The sequence below is a fragment of the Aeromonas lusitana genome (genome assembly GCF_002812985.1).
In the GTDB taxonomy this organism is placed as follows: domain Bacteria; phylum Pseudomonadota; class Gammaproteobacteria; order Enterobacterales; family Aeromonadaceae; genus Aeromonas; species Aeromonas lusitana.
This window is the reverse complement of sequence record NZ_PGCP01000034.1, coordinates 69145-86077: the sequence shown is the minus strand read 5'-3', so window position 1 is coordinate 86077 and position 16933 is coordinate 69145. Positions and strand designations below refer to the sequence as shown.

Below are 16933 nucleotides of genomic sequence, written 5' to 3'. Positions count from 1 at the left end.
CAAGGTATTGTGGGGGGAGGGGGAGTTCCAGCGGGTGATCAGTACCGATTCCATCGGCGCTTTTGCCGAGCTGGCCCTGCCCGTCGATGCCCTGCTGGTCTGGCTCCCCCCGGACGAGCCCGGCGCCTTGCAATCCCTGGTTGCCGCCCTGCCTCCCCATGTCGTCTGGAGCCATCTTGGCGCCCTGGATCCGGCTGGGGTGGACAGGGTATTGGCGCTGGCCCAGCGACTGGGTCGCCCGGCCAGCTGGTGGCTGCCACAGGCCCTCTCTCCCATCAAGGCGACCTATGCCGCGTCGCTGACGGATCCCCGACCCTGGGAGCCGAGCCGGATCCCGCGGCCATTATTGGCAGTTTGTAGCGATTTGATCGAGTCAAACAGTGGTTTGTCCGCCGAGGTGTGCTCCCTGGCGTCAGACTGGCATGCCGTCGGCTGACAAGCTGGTGAATATGGTCAAAGATGTCCGCGAAAAAGCGGTTTTCCCCTATTGAGCGCGGTGGTATAAAGAGTTGACGAGGCGCCCGCCACACGGGTGCCTTCGTTCGCCACCCTTTTTTTGCCGCTTTTCGTTGACCATTTTGTTTTAAAAAAGCGCCTGCCACCCACACATTCAATGGAATACAGGGACTACCATGTTTGAAAAGGTTGTTGCCGCCCCAGCGGATCCGATCCTGGGCCTGACCGAAGCTTTCCGCGCCGATACGCGTAGCCACAAGATCAATCTGGGAGTCGGCATCTACAAGGATGAATCCGGTGCCACCCCCATACTGCACTGCGTCAAGAAAGCCGAGCAGAGGCTGCTCGAAGGCGAGAAGACCAAGAATTACCTCGGCATCGAGGGCAACCTTGAATATGCCCGCATCGTGCAGCAGCTGCTGTTCGGACAAGACGCGGCCCTGATCGCCAGCGGCCGTGCCAAGACGGCGCAGGCGCCAGGTGGTACCGGCGCTCTGCGCATCGCCGCCGAGTTCGTGGTGCGCAACGGTCTGGCCAAGACCATCTGGATCTCGGATCCCACCTGGGCCAACCACGTCAGCGTGTTCCAGTCCGCCGGCCTCACCGTCAAGCAGTACAAATACTACGATGCCGCCACCAAGGGGCTGGACTTTGCCGCCATGCAGGCGTCGCTCTCTGAGGTGCAGGCGGGCGATCTGGTGCTGCTGCACGGCTGCTGCCACAACCCGACCGGTATCGATCCGACCACAGAGCAGTGGCGTACCCTCGCCAAGCAGAGCGCGGCTGCCGGCTGGCTGCCGCTGTTTGACTTTGCCTACCAAGGGTTTGCCCGGGGTATCGAGGAGGACGCCGAAGGCCTTCGTATCTTCGCCGAGTGCCACGATGAGCTGCTGGTGGCGAGCTCCTTCTCCAAGAACTTCGGTCTCTACAACGAGCGGGTCGGGGCCTTCACCCTGGTCAGCGCGAGCAAGGCCATCGCCGACGTGGCCTTCACCCAGGTGAAGACCGTCATCCGTGCCAACTACTCCAACCCGCCGTCACACGGCGCCGCCGTGGTGACCGCCATCGTGAGCGATCCGGCCCTCTACGCCGAGTGGGTGGAAGAGGTGACAGCCATGCGAGTACGCATCCGCGAGATGCGCGAGCTGCTGGTGGCCAAGCTCGCCGAGCGTGGGGTGAACCAGGACTTTGGGTTTATCCGCGAGCAGAACGGCATGTTCTCCTTCTCCGGCCTCTCCAAGGATCAGGTCGAGCGCCTCAAGAGTGAGTTTGCCATCTACATCGTCGGCTCCGGCCGGATCAGCGTGGCCGGCATCACCCGTGCCAACATAGATCCCCTGTGTGACGCCATCGCTAAGGTGTTGTAAGCGAGAGCCAGCACGTCTGGATTGATGTTCATAGCTGACAAAAAGCCCGCCAGATTTGGCGGGCTTTTTTATTTCTTCTTGCATCACTCTGCTGCCTGGTTTCAGCGGCGTCCCTTTCCCCCCAGCAGGGAGCCCAGCACGCCGCGGATCAGCTGGCGTCCCACCTCGTTGCCCAGGGTGCGGGCCACGCTCTTGGCGGCGGTTTGCACCACCCCATCGTGCTGGCCGCCGCGGGGGCCGGTGCGGCCAAACAACATGCCATTGAGGGCGTCGAGCAGCCTCCCGCCTGATGCTTGCGTCGCCTGAGTGGGGGCGGCTTCTGCGTCGGGTTTGTTCTCATCGGCCTTGCCCTTGAGGCGCTCGAATGCGGACTCTCTGTCCTCGGTCTGTTCATATCGGCCATAGAGCAAAGAGCCCTGAATGAGCGTCTGACGCTCGGCATCCGTGAGGGGCCCGATCCGGCTGGCGGGTGGCGCGATAAAGGCACGTTCCACCACGCTGGGGCGCCCCTTCTCATCAAGCAATGAGACCAGCGCCTCGCCGACTCCGAGCTCGGTGATGACGCCGGCGGCATCGAAGGCCGGGTTGGCCCGCAAGGTGTTGGCGGCGATCCGCACCGCCTTCTGATCGCTCGGGGTGAAGGCGCGCAGGGCATGCTGTACCCGGTTGCCGAGCTGCCCCAGCACAGCGTCCGGGATATCGGCCGGGCTCTGGGTCACGAAATAGACGCCGACCCCCTTGGAGCGGATGAGCCGCACCACCAGTTCGATTTTTTCGAGCAGCGCCTTGGGGGCATCGTTGAACAAGAGGTGCGCCTCATCGAAGAAAAACACCAGTTTGGGGCGCTCCGGATCCCCTACCTCGGGCAGTTGCTCGAACAGTTCGGAGAGCAGCCAGAGCAGGAAGCAGGCGTAGAGCCGGCTGGACTGGGTCAGTTTGGCGGCCGCCAGCACATTGATATGACCGTGTCCGTTGGCGTCCGTTTGCAGCAGATCCTGGATATCCAGCATGGGCTCGCCGAAGAAGTGATCGCCTCCGGCACTCTCCAGGGTGAGCAGGTTGCGCAGGATGGCGCCGACGGAGGCGGTGGAGACATTGCCGTAGCGGGTGGTGAGGAACTTGGCGTTCTCCCCCACGAACTGCACCATGGCGCGCAGATCCTTCAGGTCGAGCAGCAGCAAGCCTTCATCATCCGCCACCTTGAACACCAGCTCCAGCACCCCGCTCTGGGTGTCGTTCAGACCGAGCAGCCGGGCCAGCAGCAAGGGGCCCATGTCGGAGACGGTGGCCCGCACCGGATGACCCTGCTCGGCAAACAAGTCCCAGCACAGGATTGGGCTGGGAGCGAAAGCGGGTGGCGGGATGCCCAGCTGGGTCAGGCGGGCATCGAGCTTGGTGGACGGCGTGCCCGCGGCCCCGAGCCCACCGAGATCCCCCTTCACATCCGCGAGGAACACCGGCACCCCGATGCGGGAGAAACCCTCGGCCATCACCTGCAGGGTGACTGTCTTGCCGGTGCCGGTGGCGCCCGTGATGAGGCCGTGACGATTAGCCAGGGCCGGTAGCAGACTGATGGGGCGGCCGTTGGCATAGGCGAGGGTCAGTGGTTCGGCCATGAAGGGCTCCTTATCGTGCTCGTGTAAAGAGAAGACCGACTGATAGGAGTGTGGTGGCAGAGCCATGGGATGGCAAGCCAAGCGCCAGAGGTGGCGCTTGGCTTGGCTCACAATCGTCTTGAAAGATCAGGGATTAATGGGTGCGAGCCTGACCGAGCCGACCGAGTTTGAGCAGCAGCAGGGTCAGCAGGGCGCCGACGGCGGCGGTCAGGATGGCGAGCAGCAGGCTGCCTAGCAGGAAGGGGGGCACCAGGGTCGCTGCCTCGTGTTCCAGCCAGTGCAGGGACCAGGTGAGATGGAAGGGCTCAGGGGTCTGCTGCAACACCAGACAGCCGGTGCGATAGGCATAGAGATACATGAAGGGCAGGGTCAGCGGATTGTTGAACCAGACCGCCAACAGGGCCAGAGGCAGGTTGAAACTGAAGATGAGGGCCAGTGCCACCGCCACCAGGGAGTGCATGGGCATGGGCACCCAGCTCGCGAAGATCCCCGATGCGATGGCGCCACACAGGGCGCGGCGCCCACCCTGCCACAGGGCCGGGGCGAGCAGCCGCTCCCCGAACAGGGCAAACCACTTCTGCTGGCGCAGTGAGTCGGGATCCAGTTTCAGACGGGAAAGCCAGCCGCTCAACATGGGCGGGCCACCTTTCGTTTTTGCCATTGGCGCACGGTATTGATGCGCCAAAAAGTGCGAATGAGGGCATAGCCGATGAGGGAACTCAGCAGGGCGAGCACCAAGGATCCCAGCAGCAGGGGCGGCGCCAGAGTCTCGAACACCGAGACCAGCCAGACCCAGGTGAACTGGATATCGAAGTGCTGGGTGGGTTGGCCCAGCAGCTGGCAGCCGACCAGATAGGCGGCATAAAACAGGGGCGGCATGGTGAAGGGGTTGGAGAGCCAGACCAGGGCCACCGAGAGGGGCAGATTGACCCGACATGCGATGGCGCCCCCTGCCGCCAGCAACATCTGGCAGGGCAGCGGGATCCAGGCCATGAACAGACCGACCGCAAAGGCGCCGGCGGCGGAGCGGCGGTTGAGGTGCCACAGGTTGGCATCGAGCAGCAGCTTGCCGAACAGCCGCAAATGCTTGTGTTCCTTGAGCTTATCCTGATCGGGTAGCCAGCGTTTTATGAGTCGTTTGGGCATGTTTGAAACCTTGCTAAATACTTGCTCAATGGATCTGCGTCTGTTGTGCTTTGCCCTTGGGGCAAGCTCCTCACTGCTCTGGCCCTGGTTACCCTCGCTGGCATGGGGAGGCGCACTGCTGGCTCTTGCCATCCTGCTTGCCTGTGGCCGATGTTGGCGGCTGCTGTTTCTGTTGCTCGGCGTGCTCTGGATGCAGCTCAACTTGCAGTATCGGTTGGTCTGGCTGGACAGCCTGGAGGCGCAGACAACCCACATGATAACCGCACGGGTGCAAAGTACAGAGCCTCAGGGCGAGAAATTTGTCCGCCTGCTGCTGCACCTCGATACCCTGGATGGCCAGGCCGTCACACCAAACCCCCTGATCCGGCTCAACGCGTACCAGGCGCTGCCATCCCTGCCTGCGGGCAGTACCATTACCCTGGTGACTAGCCTCAAGCCCGCCCACGGCCTCGCCAACGAGGCGGGAATGGATGGGCGACGGCTGCTGCTTGGCAGGGGCATCACGGCGACCGGCAATCTGCGCCGGGTCGTTGCGATAGATGAGGTGCCCATGGGCTGGCGAGAGCGCTGGCTAGGGGAGGCTGAGGCCGCCTGGCTCGGCCTCAGCCAGGCCCCCTTGCTGGCGGCCTTGACCTTTGGGGAGCCGGGCGGGATCACGGATGCCCAGTGGGAGCTGTTTCGCGGCAGCGGCCTGACTCACATCATCGCCATCTCGGGTCAGCACATCGCTCTGGTGGCCGTGCTCGGTTGGTGGCTGGGGCGCCTGTTTGGCCTGCGTGGCGCCATCCTAGTCTCCCTGCTGTTTGCCGCGACCTACAGCGCCCTGGCGGGATTTGCGGTGGCGACCGAGCGGGCCCTCATCATGGTGGCGGTCTGGAGCCTGCTGCGCTGGCGCAAACGGGACTGGCCCAGTCATCGCGTCTGGCTGTGGGCCTTCGTGGTGCTGTGCCTGTGGGATCCCTTCGCTCTCTATTCGGCGGGCTTCTGGCTCTCTTTCCTCGCGGTGGCGCTCTTGCTGCTGGCGAGCCATCTGGCGGCGAAACCCGGGCTTGTGCGGCTGCAGATCCTGCTGCTACTAGGCTTGCTACCGCTGCAACTACTGCTGTTCGAAGGCATGGCGCCCCTGGCCCTGCTGCTCAATCTGCTGGCCTTGCCGCTGTTTTGCATCGGCATCATTCCGCTGGCGCTTATCGGCGTGTTGGTGGCGCCGCTCTCTACCGCCCTGGCTCACGGCCTGTTTTGGCTCTCTTCCTGGGGGCTGGATTGGGTCATGTGGGGGCTCGATCTGTTGGCCAGTCATCTGCAACTCTGGTGGCCCGTGCCCGGCTGGCTGATGCCGGCCAGTCTGTTGCTCATCCTGCTGTGGGGGAGTTGGCGCCTGCAGGGCGGCCGTTACCTGCTGCTGCCGGTGGGGGCAAGCCTGCTGCTGGCGGCATGGCCCGCTCCCAGCCCCTGGCAGTTGCGGGTGCTGGATGTGGGGCAGGGACTCGCCGTGCTCATCACTCGCGGGGAGCGGGGCATCCTGTATGACACAGGGGATCGCTACCCCGGCGGCTACAACATGGCCGACGCCGCCATCCTGCCGGTGCTCAACCGGCTCGGCATACGGGTGCTTGATGCGCTCGTTATCAGCCATAAAGACAAGGATCACGCAGGCAACCGGCGAGCCATACTGCAAGCCCTGCCGGTACGGCGCGAGATCTCCTCCTTCCCGTTCACCCGTGATACCCAATTGTGCAAACGGGGCCAGCAGTGGCGCTGGCAAGGGCTCGTGTTTGCCGTGCTCTGGCCCGAGCGACCGGGGGCGGGCCATAACAACGATGGTTGCGTGTTGCAGATAAGCGATGGCCACAGCCGCATCCTGCTCAGCGCCGACATCGAGAAGGAGGCGGAGCGCCGCCTGCTGGCACTGGAGAAAGCCGAGGGGCATGAGGGAGCGCTCGCCAATCCGCTTTCCAGCACTCTTGCCAACACTCTGCTGGTCAGCCCGCATCACGGCAGCCGCACCTCCTCGACCCCGGGCTTCGTGGCGGCGGTCAACCCCCAGTTTGTTGTTCACAGCGCGGGCTTTATGAATCAGTGGCAGTTTCCTCGCCCCGAGGTGGTGGCTAGGTACGCAGGGGCGCAGCAGTGGGTGACGGGTCAGGATGGCGCCATTCTGGTGGAGGCCGACGGCGCCGGACTGCGCATCCTGGCCGAGCGTGAACGAGGGCCCTGGTATCGGCGGGCAGGGGCCTGGTGGCGACCCGTCTTCTGGCGAGACGAGCCATGATGCCCGCTAATGAGTATTCGAACGGATATAGGGGGCAGCTTATGGACGTGAATGAGGGCGTAAAGCGGCTATTTCTTGTTGAGGGAGTCACTGGGCGAGATGGCAACGCTTGGTGTAAGCCTGCGCTTTGGCTAGAATAGCCCGTCATTTCCCTTATTAACGGCTATTCATGCAACAAGAAACCTCACAAGAGAGCTGGCCCGTCTTCAAGCGCCTGCTCGGGTATGTCCGGGATCGCAAACTGGGACTGGTTGGCGGCATCATCGGCATGCTGGGCTACGCAGCCGTGGATACCACCTTCGTCTATTCCATCAAGCCGCTGATCGATCAGGGCCTGAACGGCAACGACAGCACAGTACTGAAATGGATGCCCTTCTTCGTGCTCGGCATCGTCGCCCTGCGCGGCTGCGCCGCCTTCCTCTCCAACTACTGCATGGCCTGGGTCGGCAACCATGTGGTGATGCGGCTGCAGCAACAGGTGTTCAGTCACCTGATGGCCATGCCCATGAGCTTCTTCGATCGCCAGAATACCGGCAACCTGCTCTCCAAGGTGACCTATGACGCGGGTCAGGTCTCCTCTGCCGCGAGCTCCACCCTGGTCTCCCTGGTGCGGGAAGGGGCCACCGTCATCGGCCTGCTCGGCCTGATGTTCTGGCACTCCTGGCAGCTGTCGGTGATCTTCCTGGTGGTGGGCCCGGTCGTGGGTATCCTGATTGGCCTTATCAGCCGCCGTTTTCGCAAGATCAGCCGCCACATCCAGCAGGCGGTGGGTGACATCACCACCTCCACCGAGCAGATGCTCAAGGGTCACAAAGAGGTGCTGATGTTTGGCGGCCAGCAGGTGGAAGACAAGCGCTTCTTCCGCGTTAGCAACCGCATGCGCCAACAGACCATGAAGATGGTGGCGGCGGATGCCATCGGCAGCCCCATAGTCCAGATGGTGGCCTCGGTGGCCTTGGCGGTCTTCCTCTACGTGGCGACCATCGACAGCGTCAAGGCGACCCTGACCGCGGGTACCTTCACCGTCATGGTTACCTCCATGATGATGCTGCTCAAGCCGCTGAAAAGCCTGACCGACGTGAACAACCAGTTCCAGCGCGGCATTACCGCCTGCCAGAGCCTGTTCGGTCTGCTCGACTCCACCCCGGAAGAAGACTCAGGTACCCGCACCCTGGAGCGGGCCCGTGGCGAAATTGAGTTTCGCAACGTCACCTTCACCTACCCGACCAAGGAGACCCCGGCGCTGCACAATGTCAGCTTCAAGGTCGAGGCGGGCAGGTCAGTGGCCCTGGTGGGGCGCTCCGGCTCCGGCAAGAGCACCATCGCCAGCCTGTTGACCCGCTTCTACGACATCGAGCAGGGGGAGATACTGCTCGATGGGGTCAACATCCGCGAATACAAGTTGAGTGAGCTGCGCAAGCAGTACGCCCTGGTCTCTCAGCACGTGCACCTGTTCAACGACTCAGTGGCCAACAACATCGCCTACGCGGCGGAAGATCGCTACAGCCGCGACGAGATCCAGCACGCCGCTCGCATCGCCCACGCGGACGAGTTCGTGCGCAAGATGCCGGACGGTTACGATACCGTCATAGGTGAGAACGGCGCCTCCCTGTCCGGCGGTCAGCGTCAGCGCATCGCCATCGCCCGTGCCCTGCTGCGCGACGCCCCCGTGCTGCTGCTGGATGAGGCCACCTCGGCCCTGGATACCGAGTCCGAGCGTCACATCCAGGCCGCCATCGATGAGCTGTGCAAGGCGCGCACCTCCCTGGTCATCGCCCACCGCCTCTCCACCATCGAGAAGGCGGACGAGATCCTGGTCATCGACGAGGGCCACATCGTCGAGCGTGGCAACCATAGCGAACTGATGAGCCAGCAGGGCACCTATGCCCAGCTGCGCGCCATCCAGTTCGGTGCGAGCCAACCCGCCGCGAGCCAGCAGGCCTGATGCTGGAGCGGCTCTGGTACGAGAAGAGTGGTTGGCGCTGGTTGCTGGCCCCCTTCGCCCTCTTGTTTGTCCTTATCAGCGGTGGCCGTCGCTATGGTTATCGCCGCGGCTGGTTCAAGGCCTACCGTGCCAGCGTGCCTGTCATCGTGGTCGGCAATATCTCGGTCGGCGGCAACGGCAAGACCCCGGTGGTGGTCTGGCTGGTGGAGCAGTTGCAGGCCCGCGGCTTCAAACCCGGGGTGGTCAGCCGTGGTTATGGCGGCAAGGCGCCTCATTATCCCTATCGGCTTGATGCGCACAGCACTACCGCCGAGGCGGGGGATGAACCCGTGCTCATCGCCCGGCGCTGCGGCTGCCCCCTGGTGGTGGCTCCCAAGCGCGCCGATGCGGTGCGGCTGCTGGAGCAAAGTGGCGAGGTGGACATCATCATCACCGACGACGGCCTGCAGCACTACGCCCTGGCCCGGGATCTGGAACTGGTGGTAGTGGACGGCGTGCGCCGCTTCGGCAATGGCTGTCTGCTGCCCATGGGGCCATTGCGCGAGCCCATGACCCGCTTGAAACGGGTGGATGCCATCCTCTGCAATGGCGGCACCCCGGCCAGGGGAGAGTATCCCATGACGCTGGTGGCGGATGCGCCGCGCCGGGTGCGCGATGACATGCTGGCATCTGAGCCCTTGCCGCGCGAAATCGATGCGATGGCGGGGATCGGCCATCCCCCCCGTTTCTTCGCGACCCTGAAGAGCCTTGGCTATGAACTCAAGCAGAGCGTCGGTTACGCGGATCATCAGGCGTTCGACAGCGCCGAGCTGCTGGCTCGCTTTTCTGATCACCCCTTGCTGATGACAGAGAAGGACGCGGTCAAGTGCCGGAACTTCGCACCGGACAACTGGTGGTATCTGCCGGTCAGCGCCGAGCTGCCGACCTCCTTGCTGGACACCCTGCTGGCCTCGCTGGCAGAGTCCCGTGCTGGTGCGGATAAATAAACAATGCGTTTGTGCTGTAGGGGTGAGATTTACCTTGTGTAATGACTGCTCTATTGGCCCATCAAGCTAAATATACCGAGATGTCCGGCATGAATATGAGGCCGATGCCTTCAAAGGCATTTTCTCATTGGCGCCGGACATGCCCATTGGATTGCCCGGTATCATTGCCGGTATCACCTGTCCGAAATCGTTAAAGGAGTTTCGTTGTGGCACTGGATATTAAACTGCTCGACATCATTGCCTGCCCGGTTTGCAAGGGGAAGCTGCACTACAACAAGGCCGCCCATGAGCTGGTCTGCCGCTTCGACAAGCTGGCCTATCCGCTGGAGGAGGGGATCCCTGTGCTGCTGGAGAACCGTGCCCGCGCCCTGGCGTTGGAAGAGCTGAACCCATGAGCTTCGTCGTCGTCATTCCGGCCCGCTATGCCTCGACCCGGTTGCCGGGCAAGCCGCTGGCGGATATCCATGGCAAACCCATGGTGCAGCACGTGGTGGAAAAAGCCCTGCAGTCCGGCGCCGATCGGGTGATCGTCGCCACCGATGATGTGCGGGTACAGCAGGCGTTGGCGGCGGTGGCGCAGGAGACGGGGGCCGAGGTGTGCATGACCTCCCCGGATCACCAGTCCGGCACCGAGCGTCTGGCGGAGGTGTGTCGTCACTACGGTTTCGCCGCCGATACCATAGTGGTCAACGTGCAGGGGGATGAGCCCCTCATTCCCCCCGTCATCATTCGTCAGGTGGCGGACAACTTGGCCAGCGCCAGCGCCCCCATGGCGACCCTCTCCGTGCCCATTGTGGATGCGGAAGAGGCGTTCAATCCCAATGCGGTGAAGGTGGTGACCGACCACCAGGGTTATGCCCTCTACTTCAGCCGCGCCAGTATTCCCTGGGACAGGGACAGGTTTGCCCAGAGTCAGGCGCAGATCGGTGCCCATTATCAGCGCCACATCGGCATCTACGCCTACCGCGCCGGTTTCATCCAGCGCTACGTGGATTGGGCGCCGAGCCAGCTCGAGCAAATCGAGGCGCTGGAGCAGCTGAGAGTGCTCTGGTACGGGGAGAAGATCCACGTTGCAGAGGCGCTGGAAGCCCCGCCGGTGGGGGTAGATACCCAGCGGGATCTGGACAAGGTGCGTGCCCTGCTGGCCCCTTGAGGCGAGAGATCCGCATCCAATTCGAAACGGCGCCTCAGGGCGCCTTTTTTTGGTTGAATCTTTATATAATTAATTGATTTAAAACGTCATTGGCGAACAGTTTCAAACTTTTCCCGGCCATGGTTTGCCAAATCCCCGAGTTTGGTTATGATGCAAGACGCCGTGTTAACCCTAACTGGCATATAACGAGATAAAAAACGGGGTGTATGGGTGATTAATGTATTCCTGGTCGATGATCATGAGTTGGTGCGTACAGGGATAAGACGCATTTTGGAAGATGTCCGCGGGATCAAGGTGGTGGGCGAGGCACAGAGCGGCGAGACGGCCGTGACCTTCTGCCGACAGCATCACCCAGACGTGATCCTGATGGACATGAACATGCCGGGCATCGGCGGCCTGGAGGCGACCCGCAAGATCCTGCGGATCCGGCCCGATGTGCGCATCATAGTGCTGACCATTCATTCAGAAAACCCGTTCCCGACCAAGGTGATGCAGGCAGGTGCCGCCGGTTATCTCACCAAGGGCGCCGCCCCGGACGAGATGATCCACGCCATCCGGCTGGTGCACTCCGGTCAGCGTTACATCTCCCCGGAGATCGCCCAGCAGATGGCCCTGAGCCAGTTTGCCTCGGCGGACGAGAACCCCTTCAAGTCCCTCTCCGAGCGCGAGCTGCAGATCATGATGATGATCACCAAGGGACAGAAGGTGACCGACATCTCGGAGCAGCTCAACCTGAGCCCCAAAACGGTCAACAGCTATCGCTACCGCCTGTTCAGCAAGCTCAACATCAATGGCGATGTGGAGCTGACCCATCTGGCCATTCGCTACGGCATGCTGGATGCCGACACCCTGTAACCAGGTGTGGTGGAGTCTGGTGAATAGACAAAGGCGGCCCGGGCCGCCTTTTTGCTTGATGTGCCCTGCGGCCGCTGGCGTTCTGGCAAGGCCCTGCCTTTGCTTTCAGGCGCAGGTGCGCAGTATGATCCCCGTGAATTCTTGTTCTGAGCCGAGTCGCCGATGATCCCTTCCCCCGACATTCATTCCGATAGCAAGGTGTTGCCGAGCGCCGCCACTCACCATATCTACATTTGTCGCGGGGGTCAGCATGACGGCCTCTGAACCTATTTTTGACAGCAAAGCCTTCCTCGGTGTGGTGACGAACCAGCATATCGACGTCTATCGCGGGGGGCATCATGCCGGTATCTGAACCTCTCTTCGACAGCAAGGCGTTTCTGAGTGCGGTGACGAACCAGAGCGGCGTCTATCGCATGTACGACAGCGGCGGCACCGTCATCTATGTGGGCAAGGCCAAGGATCTCAAGAAGCGCCTCGCCTCCTACTTTCGCACCAACGTCGACAGCATCAAGACCCGCACCCTGGTGCGCCAGATAGCCGACATCCAGGTGACGGTGACCCACACAGAGACAGAGGCGCTGATCCTTGAGCACAACCTCATCAAGCAGTACCAGCCGCGTTACAACGTGCTGCTGCGCGACGACAAGTCCTATCCCTGGATCATCATCACAGGCCATCGCCATCCCCGCATCGGTGTGCATCGCGGCGCCAGAAAAATAAAAGGCGATTATTTCGGCCCTTACCCCTCGGGTGGTGCGGTGCGCGAGAGTCTGCACCTGATGCAGAAGATCTTTCCGGTACGCCAGTGTGAAGACGCCGTTTATGCCAACCGCAGTCGCCCTTGTCTACTCTATCAGCTCAAACGCTGCGCCGGCCCCTGTGTGGCAGGCCTGGTGAGCGAGGCGGAATACGCCCAGCAGGTGGAGCTGGCCAGGTTGTTTCTGGCGGGCAAGAACCAGCAGGTGATAGGGGAGCTGGTGGGCAAGATGGAGTCTGCCAGCGGCGATCTGCGCTTCGAGGAGGCTGCCCGCTACCGGGATCAGATCCAGGCCCTGCGCCGGGTCACCGAGCAGCAGTCGGTGAGCGGCAACGTGCTGGACGAGCTGGACGTGGTGGGGGTGGCCTGCGATAAAGGCACCGCCTGCATCCATGTGCTCTTCATCCGCCAGGGCAAAGTGCTGGGTTCGCGCAGCTATTTCCCCAAGGTGCCGGCGGATACACCGCTCGATGAGGTGGTGCAATCCTTCCTGCTGCAGTTCTATCTGTCGGGTCAGGGGGGACGCCAGATCCCGAGCGAGGTGCTGCTGGACGTGGCGCTGGAGGATGAAGAGGTCATCGCCCAGACCCTGAGCCAGACCGCCGGTTACAAGGTGCGGGTACAGAGCCGCACCCGCGCCGAGCGGGCCCGCTTTATCAAGCTCGCGACCATCAATGCCGAGACGGCGCTGCGCTCACGCCTCGCTCACAAGAGCACTACCACAGCCCGTTTCACCCAGCTGGAGGAGCTGCTGGAGCTCGAAGGCCCCATTACCCGCATGGAGTGTTTCGATATCTCCCACACCATGGGGGAGCGCACCGTCGCCTCCTGCGTGGTGTTCAACCGGGAGGGGCCGCTGAGCTCCGAATACCGCCGCTTCAATATCGATGGCATCACAGGCGGGGATGACTACGCCGCCATGGAGCAGGCGCTGGAGCGCCGCTTCGGCAAGCTGCAGGAGCCGGACAAGGTGCCGGACGTGCTGTTTATCGACGGCGGTCTCGGCCAGTTGCGCCGCGCCGAAGAGATCCTGGCCCGTCAGCTGGAGTTTCTCGGCGGCAAATACCCGCTGCTGGTGGGCATTGCCAAGGGGGTGACCCGCAAGGCTGGGCTGGAGACCCTGATCCTGGGGGATAGCCACGAGGAGCTGCACTTGCCGGCAGATATGCCAGCTTTGCACCTGATCCAGCACATTCGCGATGAATCTCACCGTTTTGCCATCACGGGCCACCGGGCGCGGCGCGCCAAGGCCCGCACCACCAGTACCCTGGAAGATATTCCCGGGGTGGGTCCCAAGCGCCGTCAGGCCCTGCTCAAATACCTGGGGGGCCTGCAGGAGGTGAAGAAGGCCGGCGTGGATGAGCTCGCCAAGGTGCCCGGCATCAGCCAGGAGCTGGCCCAGTCCATTCACGATGCTTTGCATTCGCTCTGAGTCTGCATAAAAGGTGGCGGCTGTTCAGGGTGGTGGGTATCCGGCATCAGCCGGGCTCTGTGTGATTCAGAATGCGTGGTGTCTGTCCTTGTGCCTTGGTTGAGGGCAAACGCACAGTCTCTGCGTACAAGAGCCGTGACGCAGGGGGCCCGCCAATGCCATAATAACCGGCATCCTGAGGTTATTGATGGATTCATAGACCAAGGCGGGCGCCGGCCCGGTTGCATCGACAATCGGCTTGGGGCTACCATGTAGCGGCATACAAGAAGTGGCTGAAAATAATGACAAATATTCCTAACCTGCTGACGTTTTTTCGGATTTTGCTCATCCCCGTCTTCGTCATCCTGTTCTACCTTCCCTATCAGTGGGCCTATGTGGCGGCCGCCATTGTCTTCATCCTGGCGGCGGCGACCGACTGGTTTGATGGCTATCTCGCCCGCAAGCTGAATCAATCCACCGCCTTCGGTGCCTTCCTGGATCCGGTCGCCGACAAGATCATGGTGGCCGCGGCCCTGGTGGTCATCGTCGAACACTACAACACCATCTGGGTTACCATACCGGCCATGACCATGATTGGCCGCGAGATCATCATCTCCGCCCTGCGGGAATGGATGGCCGAGCTTGGCAAGCGCTCCTCGGTGGCGGTTAGCTGGATTGGCAAGTGGAAGACCATGATCCAGATGGTGTCGCTCACCGGCCTCATCTGGCAGTACGACATCTGGATGGTGTGGCTCGCTTATGTGCTGCTCTATGTGGCGACCGTGCTCACCTTCTGGTCCATGTTCCAGTACATGAAGGCCGCCTGGGGCGATCTGAGCTACCACTCCCGCTTCTAGTCCGTCTGCCACTGCGCAGATCGCTGTTTCCCTGTCGTTGGGGCCGGGAAACAGCCATAAGGGCTAAAAGTAGGGGCGGCGGGTAAAAAACACTCGAACGATCAGCGTATTAAATGTTTTTGGTTGACTGGGCGAGGAACATCGCTAGAATGCGTCCTCGTAGTCAGGCAATCAGCCAGACCGATGCGGGAATAGCTCAGTTGGTAGAGCACGACCTTGCCAAGGTCGGGGTCGCGAGTTCGAGTCTCGTTTCCCGCTCCAAATTCAGACAATCGAGAGTTCACTCTCTTTTGCATGGCGCGTTAGCAAAGCGGTTATGCAGCGGATTGCAAATCCGTTTAGTCCGGTTCGACTCCGGAACGTGCCTCCATATTGACAAGCCCGCCCGCGGACTTGATACCGATTGCGGTGCCCGAGTGGTGAAATCGGTAGACACAAGGGATTTAAAATCCCTCGCTTTTCGAGGCGTGCCGGTTCGATTCCGGCCTCGGGCACCATTAATATAAAAGAGTTACGAAGGCCACTAGCAATAGTGGCCTTTTTGTTTTCCTTCCAGTGTCCACATTTGATCCACACAGATTTATTCCGGTAGTTCTTCCAGCTTAACCTCGAGCTGCAGGCAGTTGGTGTAGCCCTGATTGGTGAGGTCGTCTACCACCTAGGTGAGCAGCCAACGAGCCTCGTCTATCTGTGGTTTGGACTCCTGACCGTAGTTGGCTGTGCCCTGGTTTCACCTGTATAGAAATAATGAGGCCCCATAAGGCGATGGCAGTGAGAAGGTTTGGAGATGACTGCGTTGACGCTTGTTAAGTTTTCCGATCTTGTTGCTCTCTGAATAGGCAAAGCCAAGAATCGTAGGACGATGAGCACCGGCCGGCTGCCGGCGCTCGTCATCCTTATGTCAGGGGCTCCGGGAAACTGTACTAGGGGGCTTCAGAGGGATTGATAAAGTAGCTACCGCCGCCACCTCCCATGCCGCCACTACCGCCACCGTTGCTGCCGCCATCCCCGGTCGGGGGAGGGCTAGTGCCACCGGAGGAAGCGCAACCAACCAGCATGAGTTGTATTCCTATCAGGCAGATTTTCCAGTGTTTCATGACCATCTCCTCTACTGCTTGCTTGCCCAGCGGCCTGGTTGAACCCAGGGTCGAACTGGACAAGACAATGCTGAGTTTAGCCCAGCCCTCATCTATGAGGCTGCCTCTGCCCAACACTGCCAGTGCGTTAGGGTTGCCTCGGCCTATCCAGAACTGCAGCCGAGCATGGTGGATCCCTGTAGCGGATCCCAACGCAGCTCAAAGCGCTCGCGCCGGGTTGCTGGGTGGGCTAGAGTCGGCCTCCTGGCGTTATCGTCAGGTTGAACAATCGTCAGGTTGAACAAAGGGTGGGCTACTGATGCTGAAAGTCATCGCGCAGGATTTTATCAAGCTGGATCGTGTCGAGGAGGTCATGCCTCTGTATCGGGAGTTGGTGGATAAGACCAGGGCGGAGCCGCTGTGTATCTCTTATGAGCTGTGCGTCGATCAGAAAGATCCCGGGCACTTCGTATTTCTAGAGGAGTGGCCCGACAGGGACGCCCTGGACGCTCATTGCGCCACTGAGCATTTCCAGCGGCTGGTGCCACTCATCGATCGGCATCAACGACAGCCCGGCACCTATCTGCTGATGGATGCATTCGCGTGATCCAGCTGACTTGGCCATCAGGTTGGCGCCGTGCGCCCATAAAAAATCCGAAACGCCAGGTTTCGGATCTTGGCCCGCGAGGGGCACACACAGGTTATACCAAGGGAGATTGGTCGATCAGCTGCGTACCTTGTTGTAGATAAACAGCACGATCAGGGCGCCAACGGTGGCGATAAGAATGCTCGACAGGTTGAAGCCGGTGACGGTGCCCATGCCCAGCAGGGTGCTGACATAGCCACCCACCATGGCGCCGATCACACCCAAAATCACCGTCATGAAGAAACCACCACCATCCTTGCCCGGCATGATCCATTTGGCCAGAATGCCGACGATCAATCCCAATACAATCCAGGTAATAAATCCCATAACATCATCCTCGCTGTGTGAAGAGATCTAGAGTATACGCAGCGGATTGGATTGTATCCCGCT

15 protein-coding genes, 3 tRNA genes and 1 pseudogene are annotated in these 16933 nt (G+C 61.4%); 14 read left to right on the top strand and 5 right to left on the bottom strand.

The features are described from left to right. Both CUC44_RS17460 and CUC44_RS17455 read left to right on the top strand, forming a co-directional pair. Nucleotides 1–436 (top strand): annotated as a pseudogene (locus tag CUC44_RS17460) (hypothetical protein); the annotation flags it as partial. Between the two features lie 196 nt (nt 437–632). After that, nucleotides 633–1823: an amino acid aminotransferase gene (locus tag CUC44_RS17455; protein WP_100861146.1), complete on the top strand. Its 1191-nt coding sequence runs from the start codon at nt 633–635 to the stop codon at nt 1821–1823. A gap of 101 nt (nt 1824–1924) precedes the next feature. Here CUC44_RS17455 and CUC44_RS17450 read toward each other — a convergent pair whose 3' ends face one another. The 3 genes from CUC44_RS17450 to CUC44_RS17440 form a co-directional block, all read right to left on the bottom strand. Next, complete coding sequence (locus CUC44_RS17450; protein ID WP_100861145.1) at nt 1925–3439, bottom strand: helicase HerA-like domain-containing protein; 1515 nt, start codon at nt 3437–3439, stop codon at nt 1925–1927. A 133-nt stretch (nt 3440–3572) separates the two neighbouring features. Continuing rightward, nucleotides 3573–4073, bottom strand: a complete 501-nt coding sequence (locus tag CUC44_RS17445; protein WP_100861144.1) for a DUF2062 domain-containing protein — start codon at nt 4071–4073, stop codon at nt 3573–3575. Then, nucleotides 4067–4585, bottom strand: a complete 519-nt coding sequence (locus CUC44_RS17440; RefSeq protein WP_100861143.1) for a DUF2062 domain-containing protein — start codon at nt 4583–4585, stop codon at nt 4067–4069. The genes CUC44_RS17445 and CUC44_RS17440 overlap by 7 nt, the downstream gene beginning before the upstream one ends. A gap of 28 nt (nt 4586–4613) precedes the next feature. Between CUC44_RS17440 and CUC44_RS17435 the strand changes: the two genes are divergently transcribed. From CUC44_RS17435 to CUC44_RS17385, 11 genes are all read left to right on the top strand, one after another. Beyond that, nucleotides 4614–6857, top strand: a complete 2244-nt coding sequence (locus tag CUC44_RS17435; protein WP_100861142.1) for a DNA internalization-related competence protein ComEC/Rec2 — start codon at nt 4614–4616, stop codon at nt 6855–6857. Between the two features lie 169 nt (nt 6858–7026). Further along, the gene (gene msbA / locus CUC44_RS17430; RefSeq protein WP_100861141.1) at nt 7027–8802 is read left to right on the top strand and encodes a lipid A ABC transporter ATP-binding protein/permease MsbA; all 1776 of its coding nucleotides are present in this window, start codon (nt 7027–7029) and stop codon (nt 8800–8802) included. Further along, complete coding sequence (lpxK, locus tag CUC44_RS17425; protein ID WP_100861140.1) at nt 8802–9788, top strand: tetraacyldisaccharide 4'-kinase; 987 nt, start codon at nt 8802–8804, stop codon at nt 9786–9788. The genes msbA and lpxK overlap by 1 nt, the downstream gene beginning before the upstream one ends. Nucleotides 9789–9994: 206 nt before the next feature. Continuing rightward, nucleotides 9995–10183 carry a Trm112 family protein gene (locus tag CUC44_RS17420; RefSeq protein WP_100861139.1) on the top strand — a complete coding sequence of 63 codons (189 nt, stop codon included), beginning with the start codon at nt 9995–9997 and terminating at the stop codon, nt 10181–10183. Beyond that, complete coding sequence (kdsB, locus tag CUC44_RS17415; RefSeq protein ID WP_100861138.1) at nt 10180–10941, top strand: 3-deoxy-manno-octulosonate cytidylyltransferase; 762 nt, start codon at nt 10180–10182, stop codon at nt 10939–10941. The genes CUC44_RS17420 and kdsB overlap by 4 nt, the downstream gene beginning before the upstream one ends. 210 nt (nt 10942–11151) lie before the next feature. After that, the gene (uvrY, locus tag CUC44_RS17410; protein ID WP_011706579.1) at nt 11152–11796 is read left to right on the top strand and encodes a UvrY/SirA/GacA family response regulator transcription factor; all 645 of its coding nucleotides are present in this window, start codon (nt 11152–11154) and stop codon (nt 11794–11796) included. A gap of 338 nt (nt 11797–12134) precedes the next feature. Beyond that, nucleotides 12135–13985, top strand: a complete 1851-nt coding sequence (gene uvrC / locus CUC44_RS17405) for an excinuclease ABC subunit UvrC (RefSeq protein ID WP_100861137.1) — start codon at nt 12135–12137, stop codon at nt 13983–13985. A gap of 281 nt (nt 13986–14266) precedes the next feature. Continuing rightward, nucleotides 14267–14821: a CDP-diacylglycerol--glycerol-3-phosphate 3-phosphatidyltransferase gene (gene pgsA / locus CUC44_RS17400; RefSeq protein WP_100861136.1), complete on the top strand. Its 555-nt coding sequence runs from the start codon at nt 14267–14269 to the stop codon at nt 14819–14821. Between the two features lie 185 nt (nt 14822–15006). Continuing rightward, nucleotides 15007–15082: transfer RNA gene (locus tag CUC44_RS17395), tRNA-Gly, on the top strand. Between the two features lie 35 nt (nt 15083–15117). Beyond that, nucleotides 15118–15191 (top strand) — tRNA-Cys (locus CUC44_RS17390). 40 nt (nt 15192–15231) lie between these two features. Further along, a tRNA-Leu gene (locus tag CUC44_RS17385) sits at nt 15232–15318 on the top strand. Nucleotides 15319–15744: 426 nt separating this feature from the next. Here CUC44_RS17385 and CUC44_RS21040 read toward each other — a convergent pair. Beyond that, on the bottom strand, nt 15745–15918 hold the full coding sequence (locus CUC44_RS21040) for a hypothetical protein (protein ID WP_157812800.1): 174 nt from the start codon (nt 15916–15918) through the stop codon (nt 15745–15747). Nucleotides 15919–16216: 298 nt separating this feature from the next. Between CUC44_RS21040 and CUC44_RS17375 the strand changes: the two genes are divergently transcribed. Beyond that, nucleotides 16217–16504 carry a putative quinol monooxygenase gene (locus tag CUC44_RS17375; RefSeq protein WP_100861135.1) on the top strand — a complete coding sequence of 96 codons (288 nt, stop codon included), beginning with the start codon at nt 16217–16219 and terminating at the stop codon, nt 16502–16504. 117 nt (nt 16505–16621) lie between these two features. Here CUC44_RS17375 and CUC44_RS17370 read toward each other — a convergent pair whose 3' ends face one another. Beyond that, nucleotides 16622–16870 (bottom strand): GlsB/YeaQ/YmgE family stress response membrane protein, encoded by a 249-nt coding sequence (locus CUC44_RS17370; RefSeq protein WP_100861134.1) that lies wholly within the window; start codon nt 16868–16870, stop codon nt 16622–16624. Between the last annotated feature and the right edge of the window lie 63 nt (nt 16871–16933).

What these genes read in the sequence shown, in the direction of transcription:
- CUC44_RS17370 (WP_100861134.1), bottom strand. Translation starts at nt 16,870, where the DNA reads ATGGGATTTATTACCTGGATTGTATTGGGATTGATCGTCGGCATTCTG.
- CUC44_RS17455 (WP_100861146.1), top strand. Translation starts at nt 633, where the DNA reads ATGTTTGAAAAGGTTGTTGCCGCCCCAGCGGATCCGATCCTGGGCCTG.
- uvrC (WP_100861137.1), top strand. Translation starts at nt 12,135, where the DNA reads ATGCCGGTATCTGAACCTCTCTTCGACAGCAAGGCGTTTCTGAGTGCG.
- CUC44_RS17375 (WP_100861135.1), top strand. Translation starts at nt 16,217, where the DNA reads ATGCTGAAAGTCATCGCGCAGGATTTTATCAAGCTGGATCGTGTCGAG.
- CUC44_RS21040 (WP_157812800.1), bottom strand. Translation starts at nt 15,918, where the DNA reads ATGAAACACTGGAAAATCTGCCTGATAGGAATACAACTCATGCTGGTT.
- CUC44_RS17445 (WP_100861144.1), bottom strand. Translation starts at nt 4,073, where the DNA reads ATGTTGAGCGGCTGGCTTTCCCGTCTGAAACTGGATCCCGACTCACTG.
- CUC44_RS17435 (WP_100861142.1), top strand. Translation starts at nt 4,614, where the DNA reads ATGGATCTGCGTCTGTTGTGCTTTGCCCTTGGGGCAAGCTCCTCACTG.
- lpxK (WP_100861140.1), top strand. Translation starts at nt 8,802, where the DNA reads ATGCTGGAGCGGCTCTGGTACGAGAAGAGTGGTTGGCGCTGGTTGCTG.
- CUC44_RS17440 (WP_100861143.1), bottom strand. Translation starts at nt 4,585, where the DNA reads ATGCCCAAACGACTCATAAAACGCTGGCTACCCGATCAGGATAAGCTC.
- msbA (WP_100861141.1), top strand. Translation starts at nt 7,027, where the DNA reads ATGCAACAAGAAACCTCACAAGAGAGCTGGCCCGTCTTCAAGCGCCTG.
- pgsA (WP_100861136.1), top strand. Translation starts at nt 14,267, where the DNA reads ATGACAAATATTCCTAACCTGCTGACGTTTTTTCGGATTTTGCTCATC.
- CUC44_RS17450 (WP_100861145.1), bottom strand. Translation starts at nt 3,439, where the DNA reads ATGGCCGAACCACTGACCCTCGCCTATGCCAACGGCCGCCCCATCAGT.
- kdsB (WP_100861138.1), top strand. Translation starts at nt 10,180, where the DNA reads ATGAGCTTCGTCGTCGTCATTCCGGCCCGCTATGCCTCGACCCGGTTG.